The 24,134-nt window shown below is 66.6% G+C and carries 25 protein-coding genes; 9 read left to right on the top strand and 16 right to left on the bottom strand.

Annotated elements, in window-relative coordinates; translation table 11 throughout:
- Positions 1-94: 94 nt before the first annotated feature.
- From OC159_RS08895 to gmk, 3 genes are read right to left on the bottom strand one after another with little or no spacing between them, the layout of a single operon-like run.
- Positions 95-1,201, bottom strand: coding sequence for a sensor histidine kinase (locus tag OC159_RS08895; protein WP_265500792.1), 1,107 nt, complete (start codon positions 1,199-1,201; stop codon positions 95-97).
- Between the two features lie 4 nt (positions 1,202-1,205).
- Positions 1,206-1,727 (bottom strand): gamma carbonic anhydrase family protein, encoded by a 522-nt coding sequence (locus tag OC159_RS08890; RefSeq protein ID WP_265500856.1) that lies wholly within the window; start codon positions 1,725-1,727, stop codon positions 1,206-1,208.
- Positions 1,727-2,356 carry a guanylate kinase gene (gene gmk, locus OC159_RS08885; protein WP_265500855.1) on the bottom strand — a complete coding sequence of 210 codons (630 nt, stop codon included), beginning with the start codon at positions 2,354-2,356 and terminating at the stop codon, positions 1,727-1,729. The genes OC159_RS08890 and gmk overlap by 1 nt, the downstream gene beginning before the upstream one ends.
- A gap of 216 nt (positions 2,357-2,572) precedes the next feature.
- Here gmk and OC159_RS08880 point away from each other — a divergent pair, with 216 nt between their 5' ends.
- Positions 2,573-3,340, top strand: coding sequence for a PAS domain-containing protein (locus OC159_RS08880; RefSeq protein ID WP_265500791.1), 768 nt, complete (start codon positions 2,573-2,575; stop codon positions 3,338-3,340).
- Between the two features lie 130 nt (positions 3,341-3,470).
- On the opposite strand, the gene rnd is transcribed toward OC159_RS08880, so the two are convergent.
- The 8 genes from rnd to OC159_RS08840 all read right to left on the bottom strand — a co-directional run bounded on the left by rnd (position 3,471) and on the right by OC159_RS08840 (position 10,502).
- A complete protein-coding gene (gene rnd / locus OC159_RS08875) occupies positions 3,471-4,640 on the bottom strand; it encodes a ribonuclease D (RefSeq protein WP_265500854.1) in 1,170 nt (389 codons plus the stop codon).
- Between the two features lie 104 nt (positions 4,641-4,744).
- Positions 4,745-5,104 (bottom strand): monovalent cation/H(+) antiporter subunit G, encoded by a 360-nt coding sequence (gene mnhG / locus OC159_RS08870; protein ID WP_265500790.1) that lies wholly within the window; start codon positions 5,102-5,104, stop codon positions 4,745-4,747.
- On the bottom strand, positions 5,101-5,391 hold the full coding sequence (locus OC159_RS08865) for a monovalent cation/H+ antiporter complex subunit F (RefSeq protein WP_265500789.1): 291 nt from the start codon (positions 5,389-5,391) through the stop codon (positions 5,101-5,103). The genes mnhG and OC159_RS08865 overlap by 4 nt, the downstream gene beginning before the upstream one ends.
- A 4-nt stretch (positions 5,392-5,395) precedes the next feature.
- Positions 5,396-5,872 carry a Na+/H+ antiporter subunit E gene (locus OC159_RS08860; RefSeq protein ID WP_265500788.1) on the bottom strand — a complete coding sequence of 159 codons (477 nt, stop codon included), beginning with the start codon at positions 5,870-5,872 and terminating at the stop codon, positions 5,396-5,398.
- Positions 5,869-7,368 carry a Na+/H+ antiporter subunit D gene (locus OC159_RS08855; RefSeq protein WP_265500787.1) on the bottom strand — a complete coding sequence of 500 codons (1,500 nt, stop codon included), beginning with the start codon at positions 7,366-7,368 and terminating at the stop codon, positions 5,869-5,871. The genes OC159_RS08860 and OC159_RS08855 overlap by 4 nt, the downstream gene beginning before the upstream one ends.
- Positions 7,365-7,799, bottom strand: a complete 435-nt coding sequence (locus OC159_RS08850; protein ID WP_265500786.1) for a Na+/H+ antiporter subunit C — start codon at positions 7,797-7,799, stop codon at positions 7,365-7,367. Before OC159_RS08850 ends, OC159_RS08855 begins: the two co-directional genes overlap by 4 nt.
- Before the next feature lie 2 nt (positions 7,800-7,801).
- Positions 7,802-8,221, bottom strand: a complete 420-nt coding sequence (locus OC159_RS08845; RefSeq protein WP_265500785.1) for a Na+/H+ antiporter subunit B — start codon at positions 8,219-8,221, stop codon at positions 7,802-7,804.
- A gap of 1 nt (position 8,222) precedes the next feature.
- Positions 8,223-10,502, bottom strand: coding sequence for a putative monovalent cation/H+ antiporter subunit A (locus OC159_RS08840; RefSeq protein ID WP_265500784.1), 2,280 nt, complete (start codon positions 10,500-10,502; stop codon positions 8,223-8,225).
- A 346-nt stretch (positions 10,503-10,848) separates the two neighbouring features.
- Between OC159_RS08840 and OC159_RS08835 the strand changes: the two genes are divergently transcribed.
- The 3 genes from OC159_RS08835 (at position 10,849) to gndA (ending at position 13,439) form a co-directional block, all read left to right on the top strand.
- Complete coding sequence (locus OC159_RS08835; RefSeq protein ID WP_265500783.1) at positions 10,849-11,394, top strand: biotin transporter BioY; 546 nt, start codon at positions 10,849-10,851, stop codon at positions 11,392-11,394.
- A gap of 128 nt (positions 11,395-11,522) precedes the next feature.
- Positions 11,523-11,972, top strand: a complete 450-nt coding sequence (locus OC159_RS08830) for a PaaI family thioesterase (protein ID WP_265500782.1) — start codon at positions 11,523-11,525, stop codon at positions 11,970-11,972.
- Between the two features lie 63 nt (positions 11,973-12,035).
- On the top strand, positions 12,036-13,439 hold the full coding sequence (gene gndA, locus OC159_RS08825) for an NADP-dependent phosphogluconate dehydrogenase (RefSeq protein ID WP_265500781.1): 1,404 nt from the start codon (positions 12,036-12,038) through the stop codon (positions 13,437-13,439).
- 1 nt (position 13,440) lies between these two features.
- Here the strand turns inward: gndA and OC159_RS08820 are convergent, their stop codons facing one another.
- Positions 13,441-13,944: a MarR family winged helix-turn-helix transcriptional regulator gene (locus tag OC159_RS08820; protein WP_265500780.1), complete on the bottom strand. Its 504-nt coding sequence runs from the start codon at positions 13,942-13,944 to the stop codon at positions 13,441-13,443.
- Between the two features lie 226 nt (positions 13,945-14,170).
- Between OC159_RS08820 and ectA the strand changes: the two genes are divergently transcribed.
- From ectA to OC159_RS08795, 5 genes are all read left to right on the top strand, one after another.
- Positions 14,171-14,707, top strand: a complete 537-nt coding sequence (gene ectA / locus OC159_RS08815) for a diaminobutyrate acetyltransferase (RefSeq protein WP_265500779.1) — start codon at positions 14,171-14,173, stop codon at positions 14,705-14,707.
- 54 nt (positions 14,708-14,761) lie between these two features.
- Complete coding sequence (gene ectB, locus OC159_RS08810) at positions 14,762-16,057, top strand: diaminobutyrate--2-oxoglutarate transaminase (RefSeq protein WP_265500778.1); 1,296 nt, start codon at positions 14,762-14,764, stop codon at positions 16,055-16,057.
- Between the two features lie 5 nt (positions 16,058-16,062).
- Complete coding sequence (locus OC159_RS08805; protein ID WP_265500777.1) at positions 16,063-16,455, top strand: ectoine synthase; 393 nt, start codon at positions 16,063-16,065, stop codon at positions 16,453-16,455.
- A gap of 3 nt (positions 16,456-16,458) precedes the next feature.
- A complete protein-coding gene (locus OC159_RS08800) occupies positions 16,459-17,877 on the top strand; it encodes an aspartate kinase (protein WP_265500776.1) in 1,419 nt (472 codons plus the stop codon).
- 151 nt (positions 17,878-18,028) lie between these two features.
- Entirely contained in the window at positions 18,029-19,483 is a 1,455-nt protein-coding gene (locus tag OC159_RS08795; RefSeq protein WP_265500775.1) for a globin-coupled sensor protein, read from the top strand.
- Between the two features lie 450 nt (positions 19,484-19,933).
- Here OC159_RS08795 and OC159_RS08790 read toward each other — a convergent pair whose 3' ends face one another.
- From OC159_RS08790 to OC159_RS08775, 4 genes are read right to left on the bottom strand one after another with little or no spacing between them, the layout of a single operon-like run.
- A complete protein-coding gene (locus tag OC159_RS08790; protein ID WP_265500774.1) occupies positions 19,934-20,953 on the bottom strand; it encodes an AbrB family transcriptional regulator in 1,020 nt (339 codons plus the stop codon).
- Positions 20,946-21,245 carry a DUF4387 family protein gene (locus tag OC159_RS08785; protein WP_265500773.1) on the bottom strand — a complete coding sequence of 100 codons (300 nt, stop codon included), beginning with the start codon at positions 21,243-21,245 and terminating at the stop codon, positions 20,946-20,948. The genes OC159_RS08790 and OC159_RS08785 overlap by 8 nt, the downstream gene beginning before the upstream one ends.
- Complete coding sequence (locus OC159_RS08780; protein WP_265500772.1) at positions 21,242-22,603, bottom strand: acyclic terpene utilization AtuA family protein; 1,362 nt, start codon at positions 22,601-22,603, stop codon at positions 21,242-21,244. Before OC159_RS08780 ends, OC159_RS08785 begins: the two co-directional genes overlap by 4 nt.
- A 1-nt stretch (position 22,604) precedes the next feature.
- Positions 22,605-24,131, bottom strand: a complete 1,527-nt coding sequence (locus OC159_RS08775; protein WP_265500771.1) for a tripartite tricarboxylate transporter permease — start codon at positions 24,129-24,131, stop codon at positions 22,605-22,607.
- Positions 24,132-24,134 lie beyond the last annotated feature (3 nt).

Below are 24,134 nucleotides of genomic sequence, written 5' to 3'. Positions count from 1 at the left end.
GGTATTCCTTCCTCAAGACCTGGCGCGCTTATAGGCCAACCGCGCGCCAAGGGCGAGAGGGCCGCGCCCGCATCTTCCGGACGCCTGCCCCGGATCAGGCCCGCGTCAGCTTTTCCGGCAGGATGACCGTGAAGCGGCTGCCCTCGCCGCGCCGGCTCTCGATCCGCAGGCGGCCGCGGTGGCGGCTCACGATATGCTTGACGATGGCCAGCCCCAGGCCCGTCCCGCCCTGTTCGCGCGACCGGTGGGGGTCGACGCGATAGAACCGCTCGGTCAGGCGCGGCAGGTGCTGTTCCTCGATGCCCTCGCCCTTGTCCTCGATGGACACCGCCCATCCCGGTCCGCGCAGCACCGCCTCGTGGGGGACATGCGCCAGACCGACCCGCAGCGAACCACCAGAGCCGCCGTATTTCAGCGCGTTCTCGATCAGGTTCTGGAACACCTGCGTCAACTGGTCGGCGTCGCCCGGCAGGCGCACCGCCTGGTCCAGCCCCTCGGTCCACACGACCACGCCGGCGGCCTCGGCACGCGGCGACAGCGTTGCCAGCACAGAGTTCAAGAGCCCCGGCAGGTCGATCTGGCCCGACGGACGGCGGCGTTCCTCGGCCTGGACCCGGCTCAGCGACAGGAGTTCGCTGATCAGCCGGTTCATGCGACTGGCCTCGCGCTCCATGATGTCCAGGAAGCGGTCGCGTGCGCGCTCATCGTCGCGGGCGGGACCGCGCAGCGTCTCGATGAAGCCGATCATCGCGGTCAGCGGCGTCTTCAGCTCGTGGCTGACATTTGCGACGAAATCGCGCCGCATCAGCTCACCCTCCTCGGCCACCGAACGGTCGACAAGGGCGATCGAGGCGCCGCGGCCAAGCCCGATCGGCAGTGGCGCCACGGTCACCTCGGCCAGGATGTCCCGGCCTTCGACCGCGAACTGCGCACGAAGCGTGACGGCATGCTCGGTCGGGGGGCGCAATGCAGGATCGGTCGCGGGGGCGGGCGTGCCGGTCGGGTCCAGCACCCAGTCCACCGCCTGCACGATCGAGGGATGGCGCAGGACGGTCACGAAGGGCCGGTTCAGGATGTCCGCGCCAAGCATCGTCATCGCCGGCGGGTTCGCGGCAATGACGCGCGCGTGGCGGTCGACGGCCAGCATCGGCAGCGGCACGCCGTCCAGAAAGCCGTCCACGCGGCGGCTGGCGTCGCGCATCGGATCAGCCCGCCGCGGTCAGGCCGGCGCGATAGCGCGCGGCATTGGCGCGATAGCGCGCGGCCGACGCCCGCAACCCGGCGACGGCATCGTCGTCCAGCATCCGCACGACCTTGCCGGGGGCGCCCATGACCAGCGCGCCGGGCGGGATCTCTTTTCCTTCGGCGATGAGCGCCCCGGCACCGATCAAGGCCCCCGCGCCGATGACAGCGCCGTTCAGGATCGTCGCACCCATGCCGATCAGCGCCCCGTCACCGATCCGGCAGCCGTGCAGGATCGCCCGGTGGCCGATGGTGCAGTCGGCGCCGATCATCAGCGGGTGGCCTGGATCGGTGTGCAGGCAGCAGAGGTCCTGAACGTTGCTGCCGGCGCCGACCCTGATCTCCTCGTTGTCGCCGCGCAGCACGGCGCCGAACCAGACCGAGGCCTCTGCCTCGATCACCACGCGCCCCATCAGCTGCGCGTCGGGCGCCACCCAGGCGTCGTCGGCCAGCTGCGGGGTGACATCGTCCAGCGACCAGATCATCATGCGTCCTCGGTCATCAGTTGCTTCACGAAGGCGCCCAGCCCCCCCTGCCGTTCGCGGCGCAGCCGCTCGGCCGTCAGGATGGCGCGCAGGCGTGCCTCGGTCTCGTCCAGGTCGTCGTTCACCAGCACATAGTCGTATTCGGCCCAGTGGCTGATCTCGGACCGGCTTTTCAGCATCCGCCCGGCGATCACCGCCTCGCTGTCCTGGCCGCGGGCGCGCAGTCGACGCTCCAGCTCGGGCAGCGACGGGGGCAGCACGAAGATCGACACGACATGCCCGCCAAGGGCCGAGGCCCGGATCTGCTGGCCGCCCTGCCAGTCGACGTCGAACAGCGTGTCGCGCCCGTCGCGCATGGCGGCCTCGACCGGCGCGCGGGGACTGCCGTAGAGGTTTCCGAAGACTTCGGCATGTTCCAGCATCTGGTCCTGCTGGACCATGCGGCGAAAATCGTCGGCCGAGGTGAAATAGTAATGAACGCCGTCGGTTTCCCCTGCCCGAGGCGCGCGCGTCGTGGCCGAGACGGAAAACCGCAGCGACGGGTCCCAGTCCATCAGCCGACGCGCCAGCGTCGACTTTCCTGCCCCCGAAGGCGATGACAAGATGACCATCAGGCCGGTGCGGTTCATCATTCCGGTCGATCCTTGCCTTGCCCCAGACGTGCCCGTGGGATGCCCCGGCAGGCGGCGTGGGTCAAGTCCCCGGCGGCCGAGAACACGGGCGGTCACATCTTAACCATTCGTTCAGAAATTGACTCGGCTCTGCCCCGGCCATGGCGCTATCATGAGGGGCGAACAATATGGCGGACCTGCGGGGTCCGCGCTGTCATGGTTTAGGGGTAAGACGTGTCGGAACGCGACGACGACATGTGCAAGAGCGTGCAGCCCCCGGACGGGCCGGCACGCGTCGTGCGCTTTCAGGATTACGAAGCGTGCCGCCCCGACAAGGTGCTGCGGGAATTGCGCGACTATTGGACGTCGATCCGCAAGGGCCGCGCGGTCCCGATGCGCAGCGACGTCGACCCGCGCGGGATCTCTCGGGCGCTGGATTATGCCTTCATCATCGAGCGGATCGCGCCGGGTGCGGGGCGCCTGCGACTGGCGGGGCGGCACCTGATCGACCTGATGGGAATGGAGGTTCGCGGCATGCCGCTCTGCGCCTTCCTGAACACCAGTTCTCGGGGGCGCTTCTCGGACGTCCTGGAAAGCGTCTTCAAGGGTCCGCAGATCGCGCGGATGTCCCTGCACGGGCGCGCCGACTATGCCCGGCCGGAGCTGAAGGCGCAGATGCTGCTGCTGCCGCTGAAGTCGGACCTGGGCGACGTGACCCGCGCGCTTGGCTGCCTTGTCGCCGAGGGCGACACCGGGGTCGCGCCCCGCCGGTTCGACCTGGTCCAGGACGAGGTGTTGCCGATCATCGAAGGCGGCAGAACGGTGTCTCCCTCGCCCTCGGCCATCGGCTTTGCAGAGGAAGCGCAGGATTTCTCCCCGCGCCGTCCAGCCGAACCGCCACGCGACCTTGCCCGCGGCGTCCCCCGCCCCGAGACGCCCGAGGAACGCCGGTCACTGTTCCGCGTGGTCCAGCCCAAGCCGCTGGAAAACGACGACGACTGATCGCGCAGCGACAGGTCGAGGCTGCCCGATCAGCGGCGCGGGCAGGCTTCCCGTGACCCAGTCTGCCGAAACAGCACGAGCTTTCGGAGGCCTGGCTTTGGGCGCGTTGAACAACGTGGCGCCAACCCGATCAGCGGGCGGGCACGACCTTCACCGCGCCGCCTTGTGCCGACAGCGCAATCTCTCCGGCGGCCAGACGCAGGGCGTCCTGACCGAATACCTCGTGGCGCCAGCCGTGAAGCGCCGGCAGGTTGCGATCGCCCGTGGCGATGGCGTCGAGGTCGGACGAGGACGCGATCAGCTTGGGCGCGACGCCGGCGGCATCGGCCTTGGCCTTCAGCAGGACCCGCAGCAGGTCCGACAGCGCGGCGTTGCCGGGCTTGCCGGGCTCCTCGGCACGGGGTTGCGGCAGGTCCTTGGCCTCTTGCCCCGCCTTGACGGCGGCCAGGATGCCGTTGGCGATCTCTCCCTTCCGGGCTTCGCGCAGCAGCAGCCGGGAACGCGCCAGGTCGGCCTCGGTCCCGGGCTTGGTCGAGGCAACCTCGATCATCGCGTCATCCTTGAAGACGCGGCTGCGCGGAATGTCGCGTTCCTGCGCATAGGCCTCGCGGAACTGCGCCAGTTCGCGCAGGATCGCCAGGAAGCGAGGGGAATTCGTGCGCGTGCGGACCTTCATCCACGCCTCTTCGGGGCGGGTGATGTAGGTCTCGGGGTCCTCCAGGACGGCGATCTCTTCGCCCAGCCAGGCCTCCCGCCCGGTCTTCTTCAGCTCGGCGGACAGGAATTCGTAGATCACCCGCAGATGCGTCACGTCGGCCAGCGCATAAGCCTTTTGCGCGTCGGTCAGCGGGCGCCTCGACCAGTCGGTGAAGCGCGACGACTTGTCGAGGTTCGCCTTGGCGATCTTGCGCACCAGAGTCTCATAGCCGACCTGCTCGCCGAAGCCGCAGACCATCGCAGCGACCTGCGTGTCGAACAGGGGCTCGGGGAACAGCTGCGCGTCGTGGAAGAAGATCTCCAGATCCTGGCGCGCTGCGTGAAAGACCTTGACCGTGTCCTTGTGACGGAAAAGGTCATAGAGCGGCTCCAGCGACAGGCCTTCGGCCAGCGGATCGACCAGCACGGCCTCTCCGCCGGGGTTGCCGCCGGTCGAGGCCGGGGGCAGCGCAAGCTGGATCAGGCACAGCTTCGACCAATAGGTCCGCTCGCGCAGGAACTCGGTGTCGACGGTGACATAGGGGGCGGATTTCGCAGCCTCGCAGAAGTGCGCAAGCTCTTCGGTGCGGGTGATCGTGGGGATGTCCTGGCTCATTCAGCTCTTTCAAATCAGGCGGTTCGTCCGCCAATCGGAAAGAACTACGCCCAAGCGACCAGTTTGAAAAGCCCTGTTGATGCGCCTGCCCTTCAGCGCGGCGGCTGGGGCGGGTTGGGACCGCGCAGCGCCTCGGCAACGCCCGGTTCGCAGGCCGTGGACTTGATCATCGGCACGCCGGTCCGGAACGCCGCCCGTCCGATCAGGTGCGCGGCAACCGGTGCCGTCAGCAGCAGGAACAGGATCGCCGCCACGGCGCGCGCGATGACCGTGCCTTCGGCGAAAACCACGGCAACGGCGATCAGGATCAGGCCCGACCCCAACGTGCCCGCCTTGGTCGAGGCATGCATCCGCGTAAGGACGTCCGGCAGGCGCAGGACGCCAAGGCCTGCGGACAGGCAGAACACGCCCCCCGCGACGATCAGGAATGACACGATCAGTTCGGCGATCATTTCAGCTCCTCCGATTTCAGCAGGATGCGGCGCTCCAGGTAACGTGCCAGGCAGACGGTGGCCAGGAACCCCACCAGCGCCAGCACCACCGCAACGTCCAGGAAAGCCGCGCTGCGCGATTGCAGCGCCGCAAGTCCGCCGAAAGCCACCAGTTGCACCGTCATCATGTCCAGCGCGACGATCCGGTCGGCCAGCGTCGGCCCGATGACCAGCCGGGCGGCGGCCAGCGTCACCCCCAGGATGACCAGCGCGAAGCCAAGCAAGATTGCGTAATCCATCATGGTCATTGTTCTACTCCGTCGCCTCGCGGACCCAGACCTCGAACCGGTCGCGGATCTGCGCCCGGATCGCGTCTGGCTCGTCCCCGAACATCGCGTGAATATAGAGCGTCTTGCGGTCTTCCGACACGTCCAGGGTCAACGTTCCGGGCGTCAGAGAGATGAAGTTCGCCAGAAGTGTGATCTGCAGGTCGGTCGTCACGTTCAGCGGCACCGCGATCAGCGCGGGCCTGGAAAACTGTCCCGGCGTCAGCACGTCCTTGGTCACCGGCAGGGAACTGACGACCAGTTCGTAGACGAACATCACCACCAGCCGCGCCCAGTAGTAGAGGCGCAGGAAATAGTGGCCGGTATGCGGGAACAGCGGGCGGACAAGCCACATCGCCCCAAGGCCCACCAGAAAGCCCGTGGTCAACCCGCCAAGCGTCAGCCCGCCCGTCAGCGCCACCCAGGCGAAGGCCAGCACGATGTTGATGGCAAAGAGGTTCATGGCTGCACCCCCAAAACGGTCGTGATGTATTCGGTTGGATCAAGCAGCTGCGTGGCCGAGCGTTCGGCGAACTGCACGAAGGGCTCGGGGAACAGCCCGATGATGCAGGTCAGCGCCGCCAGGCAGATGATCGGCAGCATCAGCGCCAGCCGGTCGCCCATGGGCAGGTCGGACAGGCGCGGCTTGATGCCGTCGGGATGGGCGGGCCAGAAGGCCGCGCCCCAGATCTTGGTCATCGAGAAGATGGTCAAGAGTCCCACCACCAGCGAGATGCCGGCCACGATCCACATCTCCAGGTCCAGCGCCGCCTTGACGACCACGTATTTCGCCCAGAACCCCGACAGCGGCGGGAAGCCCGCAAGCGAAAACGCCGGGATCAGAAACAGGAAGGCCAGCAGCGGCGCATGGGCGTAAAGCCCGCCAAGCCGCGACAGGTCGGTGGACCCGCCGATGCGCTTGGCCACGCCCGCCACGAAGAACAGGTTGGCCTTTACGATGATGTGGTGGACCAGGTAGAAGACCGCGCCCATCAACCCCAGCGGCGTGAAGATCGCCAGGCCCAGCACCATGTATCCGATCTGGCTGATGATGTGGAAGGACAGGATGCGGCGGAAGTCGTTCATCGCTGCCGCGCCAAGGACGCCCGTGACCATGGTGATCACTGCCAGCCACAGAAGCAGCGTGTGCGTGAAGCCGACGTCCTGGTCGAAGATCAGCGTGAAGCAGCGGATCAGCGAATAGACACCGACCTTGGTCAGAAGGCCCGCAAAGATCGCCGAAACTGCCACGGGGGGCGTGTGATAGGACGCAGGAAGCCAGAAGAACAGCGGGAACAGCGCCGCCTTCACGCCGAAGGCGACCATGAACATCACCGCGATGGTGGTCAGCAGCCCCTGGTTCTGGACCTCTCGCACCGCAAGGTGAAGGTCCGCCATGTTCAGCGTGCCGGTGATGCCGTAAAGGAGCCCGATGCCCGTCAGGAACATGATGGTCGAGACGAGGTTCAGCATCACGTACTTGATGCCGCCGTCAAGTTGCTCTCGGTTGCCGCCCAGGACCAGAAGGCCGAAGCTGGCGATCAGCATCACCTCGAACCACACATAGAGGTTGAAGAGGTCGCCCGTCAGGAAGGCCCCGCAGACGCCCATCAGAAGGATCTGCAACAGCGCGTAATAGCCCATCCTCTCCAGCCGGACGGGAATGTCCGACAGGCTGTAGACCACGGTGGCCATACCGGTGATGGCCGTGATCACGACCATGACCGCGCCCAGAAGGTCTGCGGCCAGGGTGATGCCGAAGGGCGCCTCCCAGTTGGACATCTGCGCGACGACGACGCCGTGCTCCAGCACGTCCGCCATCAGCAGCAGGCTGGCCAGCAGCAGCGCAGCGGTGCCCGCGACGGCAATCCAGCGCCCGGCTGGGGTATTGCGGAACAGGTAGGACAAGACCGCCGTCATCAGCGGGATGACGATGGGATAGACCAGAAGCCAGCTCATATGCCGGCCTCCTGCCCGGTCGCGGGATGTTCGGGATCGGCCTTGCCCATGCCCAGCCTGCCGGTGTCAAGCTCGCGCTTGTCGCGGGGTTCGGCGATGCGCATCTCGTCGCTGTTGACGGTGCCGAGGGTCATGAAGGTCCGGTAGACCAGCGCCAGCGTGAAGGCCAGAAGGCCGAAGCCGATGACGATGGCGGTCAGCACCAGCGCCTGCGGCAGCGCATTGGCGACCACGCCCACGGGCGCATATGCCCCGTCGGGGATCAGCGGCGGCGCGCCAACGGTCAGCCGGCCGCCGGCGAAGATGATCAGGTTGACCGCGTTCGACAGCAGCACCAGCCCGAAGAGGAAGCGCAGCGCGTTGCGGTCCAGCATCAGGTAGACGGAGGTCGCCACGACGATGCCGATGGTGATGGCAAGCAGCAGTTCCAAGCTCAGATCTCCTCTTCCAGGGCGAAGACCAGCGTCAGGATGCCGCCGAAGACTGCCAGATAGACACCGATGTCGAACACGAGGACCGTGGACAGCGGCAGCCCCTTGCCGCCGTCCTCGGCGAACAGGAACAGCCACTGGCCGGTAAAGAATGGCTCTCCGGCCAAGCCAGCCGAGAGGCCAGCAAGTCCGGCGATGCCGAGCCCTACGACCGCGATGTTCGACGGACCGACGCGCAGCGCCCGGCGCGCCTCGATCTCGGACGTGGCGATGGTATAGAGGATGAAGGCCGTTGCCCCGATCAGCCCGCCGATGAAGCCGCCGCCCGGCAGGTTGTGCCCGCGCAGCAGCGCATAGACGGAAAACATCAGCAGCAGCGCCGCCAGCAGCCGCGTTGTCGTGGTCAGGATCAACGACTGCATGTCAGTTCTCCTCTTTCCGGGGGGCGGTTCCACGCAGCAGTGCCAGCGCGGCCAGCGCGGCCATGGCGACGACGGTGATCTCACCGAAGGTGTCCAGCGCCCGGAAGTCCACCAGGATCACGTTGACGATGTTGCGGCCATGCGCTTCGGGATAGGACGCGGCTTCGAAGAAGGTGGTCAGGCGGCGATCGAACGGACTGCCCAGGACCGAGATGGTCAGGAAGGTCGTGACGACGCCGACGCCCCCCGCGATCAGGGCGTGGCCGGGGCGGAAGGACGCCTTGGACCGGCGCGGCAGATAGGGCAGCCGCAGCATGGCCAGGCTGACCAGCACGACGACCAGGACCTCGACCAGCAGCTGCGTGATGGCGACGTCGGGCGCGCTGAACATGATGAAGATCAGCGACACGCCGATCCCCACCACGCCCATCGCAGCCACGGCCGTCATTCGGCTATGCGTCCAGACGACCAGGATCGACCCCACTGCGATCAGCGCCAGCACCGTCCACTGGACCGGATGAACCGAGGCCGTGGTCAGCCCAAGGCCAGCGCCGAAGGCGCCCTTGACCAGGTAGGTGCCGCCGACCAGCACGACGAAGCTGGCAAAGGTGACGGCCATGTATCGCTGCAGACTGCCCGTCTGGATCAGGCGCGTCTGCCAGCCCGCGACGGCCTTGAAGCCGTCCAGCAGGCGATCCCAGCCGGCGTCGAAGTCGATGGGGCTGCGCGCCTCGAACGCGATCAGCCGGGCGCGGATGGATTCGTGGCTGCGATAGAGCAGCCAGCCCGCCAGGAAAGTCAGCAGCGACAGGATCAGCGCCGTGTTGACGCCGCCCCAGAGGTACAGGTGAACCTCGTGCACCTCGCCCTCGACCGCATGGGTGGCGGGACCGACCAGGTAGTGGCCCAGGACGCCCGGCACCAGGCCGAAGAACAGCGACAGCCCGCCCAGCACAAGCGGCCCGGCCAGCATGGGCCAGGGGCCTTCATGCGCGGGCGTGGGGGTTTCCGCCAAATCGCCCGCGAAGGGCTTCAGCGCCACGATGCCGCCGGTCACGAACATCATGGCCGAAGCCGCGAAGATCATTGCGGTGACCCAGATGGCGCCGAAACCGTCCAGGCCAAGGCCCGCCTTGTACATGAACTCTTTCCCGACGAAGCCGACCATGGGCGGGATGCCGGCCATGCTGACGGCGGCCAAGGCGGCGGCCAGCCCCGTCAGCGGCATCGCCTTGCGCAACCCGCGCAGCATGGTGGCGTCGCGCGTTCCGGTGGCGTGATCGACGATACCGATCATCAGGAACAGCGCCGCCTTGTAGAGCGAATGCACCACCAGGAAAGTCATCGCCGCGACGATGGCGTAATGGGTGCCCGCGCCGATGAACATGGTCAGCGACCCCAGCGCCATCAGCGTCGTGTAGGCCAGCGTCTGCTTGATGTCGGTCTGGCGCAGCGCCATGACCGAGGCGAGGACCGCCGTGATGCCGCCGAAGATCGTCAGGATCCAGAACCACGCCTCGGTGCTGCCGAGCGCCGGGTTCATCCGCGCCATCAGGTAGACGCCGGCCTTCACCATCGTGGCGCTGTGCAGGTAGGCGGACACCGGCGTCGGCGCGGCCATCGCGTTCGGCAGCCAGAAATGGAACGGCACCTGCGCCGACTTCGTGAAGGCGCCCGCCAGGAACAGCAGCAGGATACCCATGTACCACGGATGCGCGCGGACCATGTCGCCCATCTCCAGGATCTGCGACAGTTCGAACGTGCCGGCGACGTTGCCCAGGATGATCATGCCACCCAGCATGACCAGGCCGCCCGTGCCCGTCAGCAGCAGCGCCTGCAACGCCGAGCGGCGCGACTTGGCGCTGTCGGCGTTGAAGCCGATCAGCAGGTAGGAGGCGATGGTCGTCACCTCCCAGAAGACGAAGAGAGAGATCATGTTATCGGCCAGGACCAGCCCCAGCATGCCGACCATGAACATCAGCAGATAGCAGACGAAGCGCGGATAGTCCGGATGCTGCCCAAGGTAGCGCGCGGAATAGAGCGTCACCGCCGTGCCGATCCCGGTGATCAGCAGCGCGAAGGTCATGCTGAGACCGTCCAGCAGCACCGAGAGCCGGATCCCCAGCGAGGGCACCCAGTCAATGCCGTGCACCTGCGGTCCCGTCACGATCTGCGGCAGAAGCCCCAGGAAATACAGAAACAGGACCGCCGGAAAGGCGATGGAGATCCAGCCGGCAGGCCCCCCCATCACGCGGTCCACCTTGGGATAGTCGTCAGCCATGTCTCGAACCTCTGTCGCGGCATGCAGTTGGCGCAGGGTCTTAGCACCCTTTTTCGGCGGAAAACAGACGCCCCGGACGGCGGGGCGGGCTAAAAAAGTTCTGCGATTCGCCTGATTTGCATCCCGGTTGCGGAAAGCGGCCCCTCGCGCGTGTAAAGGAGTGCGCCCCTTCGCGGCACGCCGGCCGACACCCTGCGGAGTTGCGACGGTTGGTCGCAACCTTCGCGTAGCGCACGGCCTCCGCAGCCGGGTCTTGTGCGAGCCGGGCGCTTCGGGACAGGATGCGGGCAGACAGGGGCGGCCCGGCCGCCCGCGATTCGCGAACAACCAGAAAGGGAACCTCGCCATGCTTCTTGCACGAGACAACCGCACGACATTCGGCCTTGGCGCCACCATCGGCCTGACCATCGGCGCGGCCGCCCTGATCGCGCTTGGCGCCAAGGCGCAGGTGCCGTTCTGGCCGGTGCCGATGACGCTGCAGACGCTGGCCGTGCTGGTCATCGCGGCGGCGCTCGGTCCCCGCCTGGGGCTGGCGGCGATGGGCACCTACATGGCCGCAGGTCTTGCCGGCCTGCCGGTCTTCGCAGGCTCGCCCGAGCGCGGGCTGGGGCTGGCGTATCTGGCAGGTCCGACCACCGGCTTCCTGATCGGCATGGCGCTGTCGATGGTCGTGACCGGCGCGCTGGCGCAGGGCCGCGGCATAGGCATGCGCGCGCTGGCAATGCTGGCGGGCACCATCGCCATCTATGTTCCGGGCCTGCTGTGGCTGTCGGCCTTCGTGCCGGCGGATCGCCTGCTGGCCGTGGGTATCCTGCCCTTCCTGTTGGGCGACATCGTCAAGATCGGCCTCGGCGCCGCGCTGATCGAGGCCGGCCAGCGCCTGCGCCGCTGAGCCGACCGGAGATGCGACCGAAACGGGGGCCCTTCGGGGCCCCTTTTCATGCCCGCACCCCCCCGAACGGGCTTCCGCACTCCGCGGGGCCACGCCACACTGCCCTGACCGCCAGAGGAGGAGAAACCATGTCACAGCCGGAACTTCCGCCCCAGACGATCGACCGGCTGCGGGCCAGCTTCGATGCGCAGGGCCTGATGGCGCATCTGGGGGCCAGCATCGTCGACGTGGCGCCGGGCCTGGTGACCCTGCGCCTGCCCTTCCGGCGCGAGCTGACCCAGCAGCATGGCTATTTCCACGCGGGCGGCACGGCGGCCCTGGCGGATTCGGCGGGCGGTTACGCGGCCTTCACCCTGTTCCCTCCGGGGCACGAGGTGCTGACGACCGAGTTCAAGCTGAACCTGCTGAACCCCGCGCAAGGCGACTGGCTGGAGGCCGTGGGCCGCGTCGTGAAGCCAGGCCGAACGCTGACCATCTGCCAGCTGGATGTCTGGGGCGTAACCGCCACACGGCGCACCCATGTCGCCACCGGCCTCCAGACGCTGATCTGCATCAAGCCGCGCACCGTCGCGACGTGACACCGCCGCGCCGTTAGCGTAACCAGCTTGACGACATTTGCGACCAAGGGTGGAGACATGGGCATGACGGACAGCAACCAACCGCGGATCGGGCTGATCGGCCTTGGCACGATGGGCGCGGCGCTGGCGCTGAACATCGCGGAGAAGGGCTTTCCCATCGCGGTCTGGAATCGAACTTCCGGTGTGGCGCAGCGATTCCACGACGATGCGGGCGACCTGGCGCAGCGGATCGTGCCGGCCGAAACGCTGGCCGAACTGGTCGCGGCGATCGCGCCGCCCCGCGCGATCATCCTGATGGTCCCGGCCGGCGTTGCCGTCGATGCGCAGCTGGAATCGCTTGCGCCGCTGTTGGCGCCCGATGACCTGGTGATCGACGCGGGCAATGCCGATTTCCACGACACCACCCGCCGCGATCAGGCCGACCTGCCGTTCCGCTTCCTGGGCATGGGCGTGTCCGGCGGCGAGGACGGCGCGCGGCACGGCCCGGCGATCATGGGTGGCGGCACGCAGGCCGACTGGGACCTGGTCTCGCCGGTGATGACGGCCATCTCGGCCAAGGCCGACGACGGCACGCCCTGCGCGGCCCGCATGGGCGACGGCGGCGCGGGCCACTTCGTCAAGATGGTCCATAACGGCATCGAATATGCCGACATGCAGATGATCGCAGAGGTCTATGGCCTGATGCGCGACGGGCTGGACCTGGACGCGGCCGCGATGTCGGACATCTTCGCGGGCTGGAACAAGGGTGTGCTGTCCAGCTATCTGATCGAGATTTCAGCCAAGGTCACCGCCGCGCGCGATCCGCATACGGGCGCCGCCATGCCCGACGTGATCCTGGATCGCGCGGGACAGAAGGGCACCGGCCGCTGGACCGCCATCGAGGCGCAGCATCTGGCCGCCCCCATCCCCGTGATCGAGGCCGCAGTCATGGCGCGCAACGTCTCGGCCCGCCTGGAAGAGCGCAAGGCGGGCGAGGCGCGCTTCGGTGCCGCCCCCGGCCCCTGCCCGCTTGATGCGGCGGTGCTGGAACAGGCGCTAATCGCCGGGAAGATCCTCTGCTATGCTCAGGGCTTCACGATGATCGACGGGGCCTCGCAGCGGTTCGGCTGGACGCTGGACCTGCCCGGCATCGCGCGTGTCTGGCGTGCAGGCTGCATCATCCGCTCGGCCATGCTGAACGACATGGCCGACGCGTTGGCCGAGGATCCGGCCCGCAACCTGATCATGGCGCCCTTCTTCGCGGACCTGCTGGAGCGGGCGATGCCGTCCCTGCGCCAGGTCGTGTCGCAGGGGATCGGGGCTGGCCACGCCCTGCCAGCGTTGGCATCGGGGCTGATGTGGTTCGACATGATGCGCACGTCGCGCGGAACGGCGAACATGATCCAGGCGCAGCGCGACTTCTTCGGGGCCCACGGGTTCGAGCGTCTGGACGGCATCGACGACCCGCACGGCCCCTGGGGAAGCTGACTCAGCGGCGCATGCGCCCGATTTCACCAAGGGTCAGGACCGGCGAGGCATCGATGCCATGGGCGTTCAGCATCGCCGCCACCCGTTCGAGCGAGGCGACCAGCATCGCCTGCTCCCAGTCGTGCAGCGCCTCGAAGCCGGTGACGAAATGCTGCTGCAGGGCGTCGGGCGCATCGCGCAGCGCGGTGGCCCCGGCCTCGGTCATGATGACGTGCAACTGCCGCCGGTCGGTGCTGGACCGCTGGCGCTGGGTCAACCCCAGTTTATCCAGCTGATCCACCAGCGCCGTCACCGTCGCCTGGCTGACGCCCATCTGCGCCGACAGCTGCGTCGGCGTCGCCGAACGTTCGTCCCGCCCCGCCAGGATCTGCAGCACCCGCAGCTTGGCGGGCGTCAGCCGGGCCGCCTGCGCCAGGTCGCGTTCGTACTGTTCGGTCGCGCGCAGGATGCGCCGCAGCGCGATCAGGGCGGCATCGGTGCGTGGAATGGCGGCGGGCGTGGTCATGCCCCATTATGCCAGCCTTGGGGTCGGAAGGGCAACGGCCTTCGCTTAGGTCCAAAAACATTTCGTCCGGCGAACCGTGGCGGTCACGCGTCCGTGCGCATCATCCGAAATAAGGCCTTTGATCGCGGTCACTTAGCTGAAAACTGGCGTTTTTCGGTCAAAACTGTTGCAACCGAAGGCGCGGTTGACTAGTTTGATGGCCGAAGCAACTGAGGATCGGGAGCCCATGCCCAGAGACGTGCAAGACATCGAACGCCCCCGCCAGCTGACGCTGCGCAAGCCCGATCCCACCGACGGGTCGGCAGTGTGGGAGTTGGTGCGCGAGTGCAAGCCGCTGGACGAGAACTCCATGTACTGCAACATCGTGCAGGCCGAACACTTCCGCGACACCTGCGTCGTGGCCGAACTTGACGGCGAGATCGTCGGCTGGATTTCCGGCCACATGATCCCTAACGAGGACGCGCTTTTCGTGTGGCAGGTGGCTGTCAGCGCCAAGGCGCGGGGACTAGGTCTGGGCCGCAAGATGTTGATGGACCTCATCAATCGCGATGAATGCGCCGATGCCTGCCGTCTGAACACGACGATCACGCGCGACAACGACGCCTCTTGGGCGCTGTTCCGCAGCCTGGCCCGCCATGTCGGCGGAGAGCTGTCGGACGATCCCCACTACACCCGCCACGACCATTTCGACGGGCGCCACGCGACAGAGCACATGGTGACGATCACCCTGCCCCGTGCGGCGATGCGGGCCCGCGCGGCCTGATCCTTCAGCCCTCGAAGCATTCCAGACAACGCACTCCGTGCGAAAGGACGTTCCATGCCCAAGGACATGACGAACATGACCAATGACACCGCCATTTTCGAGCGCCGCGAAAGCGAGGCGCGATCCTATTGCCGGGGAATCCCCTCGGTCTTCACCTCGGCCAGCGGCTCTATCATGCGAGCCGCCGACGGTCGCGAACATATCGACTTTCTGGCCGGCTGTTCCTCGCTGAACTATGGTCACAACGACCCGGACATGAAGGCCGCGCTGATCGAGCATATCGGCAGCGACGGCATCGCCCATGGTCTTGATCTGCACACCACCGCCAAGGCCGCGTTCCTCGACGCGTTCGAGCGCCACATCCTGGCGCCGCGCGACATGGATCACCGCGTGATGTTCACAGGCCCCACCGGTGCCAATGCGGTGGAAGCCGCCATGAAGATCGCGCGGAAGTCGACCGGCCGCACCAACGTCATCGCCTTCACCAACGGCTTCCATGGCGTGACCATGGGCGCGCTGGCCGCGACCGGCAACGGCTATCACCGTGGCGGCGCGGGGATGGAGACGCAGGGCGTCACCCGCGTGCCCTTCGACGGTTATGCCGAAGGCCTGGACAGTGCCGCGCTGCTGGATCAGATGCTGTCGGACGCCTCGGGCGGCATCGACGCGCCCGCCGCGATCATGCTGGAAACGGTGCAGGGCGAAGGCGGCCTGAACGCCGCATCGGTAGACTTTGTTCGTGCGGTGGCCGACATTGCCAAGCGCCACGGCGCGCTTCTGATCCTGGACGACATCCAGGCGGGCTGCGGCCGCACCGGCAAGTTCTTCTCGTTCGAGGACATGGGCGTCGTCCCCGACCTGGTGCCGATGGCGAAATCCGTATCCGGCTTCGGCCTGCCGCTGGCCATGGTGCTGGTGCGCCCGGACCATGACGTCTTCGGCCCGGCCGAACACAACGGCACCTTCCGCGGCAACACCCATGCCTTCGTGACCGCCCGCGTCGCCATCGAAAAGTTCTGGGCCGACAAGGCCTTCGAGGCTGAACTTGCCGAGAAGTCGAAGATCATCGAGACGCGGCTGACCCAGCTGCGCGACATGGTTCCCGGCGCCTTCCTCAAGGGCCGCGGCCTGATGCGCGGCGTCGATGTCGGCAGCGGAGAGCTGGCTGGCGCCATTTGCAAGCGCGCCTTCGACGGCGGGCTGATCATCGAGACCTCGGGGAACGAGGATCAGGTGGTCAAGGTCCTGGCGCCGCTGACCACGCCCGAGGACGTGCTTGAAAAAGGCTTCGACATCCTGCTGGATGCGGCCCGTGACGTCCTTGCCACCACCAAGATCGCAGCGGAGTAATCGACATGATCGTTCGCAATTTCCACGACCTCAAGGACACCGACCGCTCGGTGTCGGACGCCCGCTGGAACTCGGTCCGGATGCTGCTGGCTGATGACGGGATGGGGTTTTCCTTCCACATCACCACGCTGGAGGCGGGTTCGGAACACACGTTCCATTACAAGAACCACTTCGAAAGCGTCTACTGCATGTCGGGCAAGGGCTCGATCACGGATCTTGCCACCGGAGAGACGCACCAGATCGTGCCCGGCACGATGTATGCGTTGAACCTGCACGACCACCACACCGTGCGGGCCGAGGAAACGCTGGTCATGGCCTGCTGCTTCAATCCGCCCGTGACTGGCACGGAGGTTCACCGAGAGGACGGCAGCTATGCCCCGGCTGCCGAAACGGCCTAGACCATGACCCATACCGTCGAAAAGATCGGCGGCACCTCGATGTCGCGGGTCCACGAGCTTCGCGACACGGTGCTGATCGGCGACCGCCAGAACCCCTATGGCCGCGTCTTCGTGGTCTCGGCCTTCGGGGGCATCACCAACCTGCTGCTGGAGCACAAGAAGTCCGGCGAACAGGGCGTCTATGCCGCCTTCGCCAGCGGAGAGGACGACCATGGCTGGCTGGCCGCGCTCGACCGCGCCAGCGAGGCGATGCTGGAAGCGCACCGCGTGGTACTGGACCATCCGGGCGATGTCGAACGGGCCGATGCCTTCGTGCGCGACCGGCTGCTGGGGGCGAAGAACTGCCTGATCGACCTGCAGCGCCTCTGCTCCTATGGCCATTTCCGTTTGTCGGAACACCTGCTGCACACGCGCGAACTTCTGTCGGGCCTTGGCGAGGCGCATTCCGCCTTCGTCACGACCCTGATGCTGCAGCGCGCCGGGATCTCGGCCCGCTTCGTCGATCTGTCTGGCTGGCGCGACGAGGGCGAGGTGAACCTCGACCAGCGCATCCTGGATGCGATGGAGGGTGTCGATCCGCAGACCGAGATGCCGATCGTCACCGGCTATGCCCAGTGCCGCGAGGGTCTGATGCGTGAATTCGACCGGGGCTACTCCGAAGTGACATTTTCGCGCCTGGCCGCCCTGACGGGCGCGCGCGAGGCGATCATCCACAAGGAGTTCCACCTGTCCTCGGCCGATCCCAAACTGGTGGGGCAGGACGCTGTCCGCAAGCTGGGGCGCACGAATTATGACGTTGCTGACCAGTTGTCGAACCTTGGGATGGAGGCAATCCACCCCAAGGCCGCCAAGACGCTGCGCCAGTCGGGGGTGCCCCTGCGCGTCACCAATGCGTTCGAGCCGCACGATCCCGGCACGCTGATCGACGATCAGCCCGCGACGGAACCGGCGGTCGAAATCGTGACCGGCCTGGATCTTTTTGCGCTGGAGCTGTTCGAACAAGACATGGTCGGCGCCAAGGGCTATGACGCCACGCTCCTCGAGGTGCTGACGCGGCACAAGGTGCGCATCGTCAGCAAGGTGTCGAACGCCAACACGATCACGCATTACGTTGACAGCAGTTTGAAAGTGCTGCGTCGGGTCGAGAAGGACCTGACGGACCGTTACCCTTCGGCCTGCGTGTCGTCGCGGGCGGTGGCCATGGCCTCGGCCGTGGGGCGCGATCTGGACGGGCTGGCGGTGCTCAGCCGCGGTCTGAACGCGTTGGCAGAGGCCGACGTGTCGGCCATCGGCGCAACGCAGGGCCCTCGCCCCGTCGACGTGCAGTTCATCGTCGAACGCGACGCGCTGTCCGCATCGATCAAGGCGCTGCACCGGGCCCTGGTCGAGGATCGCAAGGCAGTGTTGCCCAAGGCTGCCTGACCGGACCGAGTGCCGGGAAGCACGAAGGGGCTGACCGCGTCTGTGGTCGGCCCCTTCGTACATGAAGAATTCGCGCCCGCCGTTCAGCAGGCCTTAAATATTTAGGACTACGCAGATCCCGTCCGCTTTTGTCATGCGAAAGGATCCTGCGGTGACCAATCAGAACTGTGCCTCGTCGGTTGAACTTGAGGCGCGCCTTGATTTCCTGAAGCTTGACGTGGATGCGCAGGCGCGGCTGCGGACAATGACGGGTGGTCTTCAGAAAAGCGTCGGAACCGCACTGACAGAGCTCTATGCGCGCATCGCCACAATCCCCCACCTGGACCGCCACTTTGCCGATGAGACCCACGGCAAGCGCGCCAAGAACAGCCAGCAACAGCATTGGGACCGCATTCTCTCTGCCGAATTCGGCGACGATTATGCCCAGTCCGTCCGCCGTATCGGTGCGGTGCATGCCCGGATAGGGCTGGAGCCGCGGTGGTACATCGGCGGATATGGACAGGTGTTGCACCACATCATCAAGGGATTGGTGAATGACCGCCGCACGCTGACCTCTGCGGGCCGCGACCGCCTGGCCGAGGACCTGTCCGCCGTCATCCGCGCCGCCCTTCTGGACATCGACCTGTCAATCTCGACCTACCTGGAGCAGGTGGACGACCGCCGGCGCAAGATCGAGGATGCACATCATGAGGCGTTCGACACTCTGGCCGACGCGCTCGGTCGCCTGTCCGACGGAGACCTGACGGCCCGGGTCGATCCGGCGCTGTCACAAAAGACGCGTTTCAACGACACGGTGGAACGGCTGGCCGCGATCATGTCCTCGGTCCGGCAAGGCGCCGAGCAGATCGGCACCGGGACCCGAGAGATCGCGGCAGCTTCCGACGACCTGGCCCGGCGGACCGAGCAGCAGGCCGCAAGCCTTGAAGAGACGGCCGCGGCGTTGAATGAGATGACCGCGGCGGTTCAGGATTCCGCCCAACGCAGCCGCGCCGCCGAGGAGATGGCCGCCAAGGCCCGTGAGGTCGCCGCCAACGGCAGTCGCATCATGGACGACACCCGAACCGCGATGGCCGACGTGTCGGCCAGCGCCAATGAGATGGAGCAGATCATCGCCGTGATCAGCGAGATCGCGTTCCAGACGAACCTGCTGGCACTCAACGCCGGGGTCGAGGCTGCGCGCGCGGGCGACGCGGGCCGGGGCTTCGCCGTCGTCGCGGCCGAGGTTCGCGCCCTTGCGCAACGCTCGGCGGATGCCGTCCGCACGATCCAGAAGCTGATCGACCGCAGCGTCAGGCAGACGGCGCATGGCGCTGAACTGGTCACGGCGACCCACGCCGCGCTGAGCGACATCATCTCGGTCTTTCGCGACATCGAAGCCAGCGTCACCGAAATGGCGGCCACTGCGCAGCGCCAGGCGCTCAGCATCTCCGAGATCAACAGCGCGGTCAGCTACCTTGACGATGTGACGCAGCAGAACGCCGCCATGGTCGAGGAAGCCAGCGCCACAAGCGCTCTGCTCAACACCGAAGCCGAATCGCTCGGCAGCCTTGTCAGCCGCTTCCATCTTGCCGCTCCATCGTCCACCCAGTGGCGGCAAGCGGTATGATCGTCACAACGTCGGCGTCCTGGGCAGCATCCGCCAACCGGCGGATAATGCCCAGGACGCCGGTAAGAAGAAGGACGAGCGGTGGCGCTGATCCGTCTACGTTCAGCCGCAACCTGCACGCGCCGCGCATCCAGATCAAGCTTCGCGATGGCGCTCATCCCGTTTCAGAAGCTGTGTGGCCTCTGATCTGTCTGCGAGACTGCGCAGCCTCCGCGTTGGTTTCCAAAACGGAAAGAACCAGCGACCCGTGGGGCGCTGGTTCGATACCGCACGGATGCGTGCTGCCACCTGAGGCATGGCTTGTCAAAGTCTGGAAACAGTGGGTTCCGTGAAAACGTTGCCGGGACTTTGCCGATGAGGAACCGTTGAAAACGAAGCTTGATCGGCGCGGCGGGGCGGTCAGCGCAGGTGCATGCCCGGGGGCGTGCGGTTTCGCTTCCTGGATATCCCCTACCGCCCAATCAGTCGCGAGACGATAGGCGCCAGGACAATCACGATCACGATCCGCAGGATGTGGTGGCTGACGACATAGGCCAGGTCGGCTCCGGCGATGATGGCGATGACGACCATCTCGGCCTGGCCCCCCGGAAGAAACGCCAGAAAGGCGTCGAGCGCGGGTGCGAGGCCAAGCATGTAGATCAGCTCGAGGAAGATGAGGCTGATGACCGCCAGGATCACCGAATAGACAACGCCCGCCGTCACGTCGATCCGCAGCTCTCGCGCGGTGATGCCCGCATATTTCGCGCCAACCGCGATGCCGATAAAGAACTGCGCGGCCTGGATGATCTCGGCCGGGGGGCGCGTCTGGACGATGCCAGCCAACGACAAGGCGGCAGTCAGGATCATCGGCCCGAGGATCGAGGCGCCGAAGAGACCGACGCGTTCACCGATCTTCCAGCCCAGGAACCCCGCCGCGACCATCAGCGCAATCTGCGACCAGGCGATCGAGGTCAGCGGCGCGCCGGGCGGCTGCGACAGGTCCACCTGCCAGTAAAGCGTCATGATCAGCGGCGCCACGGTCACGATGACCAGGATGCGCGTGGCGTGGATCAGCGACAGCGCGCGGATGTCGCCGCCGGCTTCCTCTCCGAAGACCAGCATGTCCTGAAGGCCGCCGGGCATTGCCGCGTACCAGGCCGTCGGGTGGTCGAAGCCGAAGACGCGGCGGAACAGCGGATAGCCGATCAACGCGATGACGCCGATGAAGACCGGGACGATGGCCAGCGACGCGGCAATGTCGGGCAGACCCGCCAGCACGCCGGGCGTGATCGACGCGCCCACGGCGACGCCAAGGAAGGTGCGCATGAAGACACCGAACTGCCCGGCCCCCTGCATGCGCGCGCCCCCGAGCGCGATGGTCAGGCAGGCCAGCATCGGCCCCAGAAGCCAGGGCAATGGCAGGCCCAGCCACAGGAAGATCACCGCTCCGACAAGGGCGGTGCCGAAGGTCGTCAGCCGTGCCTTAGTCAATCGTTAGTTCTTCCAGCAATGCCGCGTATTGCGCCCCGTGCATGTCACGATCGGCGGCCGAGCCCTGCACCACCGGACGCGGCAGGCTGAACTTGATCACCCGCAGATCCGCGATGTCGAAGCGCTTCAGCTGGTCCGGCGCGACCTGGAAAAGCACGGCCACGCGTTCCGTCGCCAGCCCCTGCGACAGCCGTTGGAACACGTCCGGACGGTCGCAGAAGACGTCGATGGTTACCCAGAACGGCCCCGCGTTCTTCGACCGTACCTTCAGGACAAGATCGCCAATGGTCATGCGGGCACCTCGCTGCGGATGTGGGTGGTCTCGATGCGGAAGGCGGACATCGGGTCGTCCAGCGCCATCACGTGGTTCAGCGCGAATTCGTACAGCGCGCCGCGGTCGGTGGTGGCGGGGGAATAGGGGAAGGCGAAGGTCGGCAGTTCCTCGTCGTCGGTCAGCGGATAGTGCAGGACGAAGGGATTGATCAGCTTGCCGATCTCGGCGGCCTCGGCCTGGGTTTTCGCGGTGATGATGCCCAGCACGCCGACCTCGACCGGGTCGCCGCTTCGGGTCTCCAGCACGCCAAGCGCGCCGTTCACGCCGATCAGCCGGAATTCCAGCCCGTAATCTTCTGGCGCAAGCTCCATCCGGGTCAGGATCTCGGACTGCAGGAAGCTGGTCAGGCGATCCACCCAGGCTTGAGCGTTCCGTGCGTAGTGCGCGTTGCGCAGGATCGCCAGGATGGTCGTCTGATAGCCGGCGATGCGCGCCCCCTCCAGCTTGACGGTATAGGGACCGGGCACCCAGGCCGACCCCTCGACCCGCACGCGGCGGTCGTCCAGCGCCGTATAGCGCGCGCCCGTCACGTCCAGGTAGCCGCCCGGCTCATACAGGCGGAACGGGTCCGAGTTTTCATAGAGCATGTGGGCGCTGACCGAATGGGGCGTGCAGCGCGCGCCCTCGGCCAAGGGCTCGACCGTGAAGCCGGTGTCGTCGAAGTCGACCATGATCACGCCCGAGGTCGGGTTCGTGGAACACAGCGCCCCGCATTCCCCGATCTTGGCGCCGTGCCACACGCCGCCCGCCGCGTCGCCGCGCGACAGGGGCAGAGCCGCGATGGTGGCCGTGTCGGTGGTGCGACCGGCAATCACGATGTCGGCGCCGGTGGCCAGCGCGGCCTGGATCTGTTCCGCCCCGGCCAGGGCCACGATGTTGGTCAGGTCGTCCAGCCGGATCTCGGGCGCGGGCGGCAGCGGCGTGACGCGGCCGGAGGCCAGCGCCTCGGCCACGCGCGTCACCGGCTGGCTGGAATAGAGCCGTGCGATGCGAAGGTCCTGCCCCAGTTCGCGCGCCAGTTCGACCGTGACGTCGTACATCCAGTCGACCGTGCTGTCGGTCCCGCAGGTCCCGGCGGTGCCGATGACCAGGGGAACCCCCGCCTCGGCACGCGCCTGCATCAGGGCGCGCCATTCGGATTTCGTTGCGGCGCGGGAATATTTAGACTGTCCCGCACCGAGGCTGAAGGGTCCACTGTCCGTGGACCCTCCGTCGATGCAGATGATGTCGGGGGACATCGCGACGCCGCGCGCCAGCGCCTTGCGGTCGAAGCCAAGCCCAAGGACGCCCGAAGGCACCAGAACGCGTGTCGTCATCTCAATCCTCGTTCAAGCTGGGATCGTGCGTGGGCACCGGCGGTTTCTTCAGCAGCCGGCGCAGGAAGATCGGCGCGACAAAACCAAGGATCGCGGCGATCCACAACCCCACCGCGATGGGCGAGGACAGCAGGTACCAGAAGTCGCCGTTCGACAGCACCATGGCGCGGCGCAGGTTGTCCTCCATCGCGTTGCCCAGAAGGATGCCCAGGATCACGGGAACGGTGGGGATGTTCAGCTTGCGCATCACGTATCCCAGGACCCCGAAGCCCACCATCATCAGCATGTCGAAGCTGGACCCGGTCAGCGAATAGATGCCCACGAAGGCGATCATCGTGACGCCGGGCAGCAGCACCCAGGCCGGAACGGACAGGATCTTCACGAAGATCTTGACCATCGGCACGTTCATTAGCAGCAGGACGACGTTGGCGACCAGCAGCGAGGCGATCAGCGACCACACGACCTCGGGGCGCTCGGCGAACAGAAGCGGGCCCGGCGTGATGTTCAGCGTCAGCAGCAGCGCCAGAAGGACGGCCGTGGTGCCCGACCCCGGCACGCCCAGCGTCAGCATCGGCACCAGCGCGCCACCGGCGGCGGCGTTGTTGCCTGCCTCGGGGGCGGCGACGCCCTTGGGGTTGCCCTTGCCGAAGGTCGACTTGTCCTTGGCGATGGATTTTTCGCCCATATAGGCCAGGAACGACCCCAGAGAGGCCCCTGCCCCCGGCAGAACGCCAGCGACGAAACCGATGCCCGTGCCGCGCAGCATCGCGCCGGTGGTTTGGCGCAGCATCTTCCACGGCACCAGGATCTTGCCTAGCTTGACGCCGATGGCGCTGTCCTTGCCGTGGCTCTCGATGAAGAAGAACACCTCGGCCACGGCGAACAGGCCGACGATGGCGACCAGGAAGTCGACCCCGTCCATCAGGTGCAGTTCACCGAAGGTGAAGCGCGGCATGCCGGTGGTCTTGTCCAGGCCGATCATCGCGATGCCAAGGCCGATCGCCGCGGCCATCGCCGCCTTGGCCTGGTTCGACGACCCGATCCCGCCAAGCGTGCAGAAGGCCAGCATATAGAGCGCGAAGTATTCCGCGGGGCCGAACTGGTAGGCCACGCGCGCCAGGTAGGGCGCAAAGATCATCAGGCCGATGGTCGCCAGCAGCGCGCCCACGAAGGACGCGACGCCAGACACGACCAGCGCCTCGGCCGCCTTGCCCTGGCGCGCCATGGGATAACCGTCCAGCGTGGTCATCATCGCAGGCTCGTCGCCGGGGATGTTCAGCAGGATCGAACTGATCCGGCCGCCGTACATGGCCCCGTAATAGACCGAGGTCAGCAGGACCAGCGCCGAGATTGCATCAAGCCCCATCGAGAACGAGATCGGGATCAGCAGCGCCACACCGTTCGACGGCCCAAGACCCGGCAGCGCGCCGATGATCGTGCCGACGAAGCAGCCGATGATCGCCAGGATCAGCGTGTAGAATGTCAGGGCCGTGGAAAAGCCCATCGCCAGGTTGGAAAGCGTTTCCATCGG

The organism is Paracoccus beibuensis, from assembly GCF_026162625.1.
Taxonomy (GTDB): Bacteria; Pseudomonadota; Alphaproteobacteria; order Rhodobacterales; family Rhodobacteraceae; genus Paracoccus; species Paracoccus beibuensis.
Note: the sequence above shows the minus strand (reverse complement) of the source record. Positions and strands in the feature narration are given on the sequence as shown.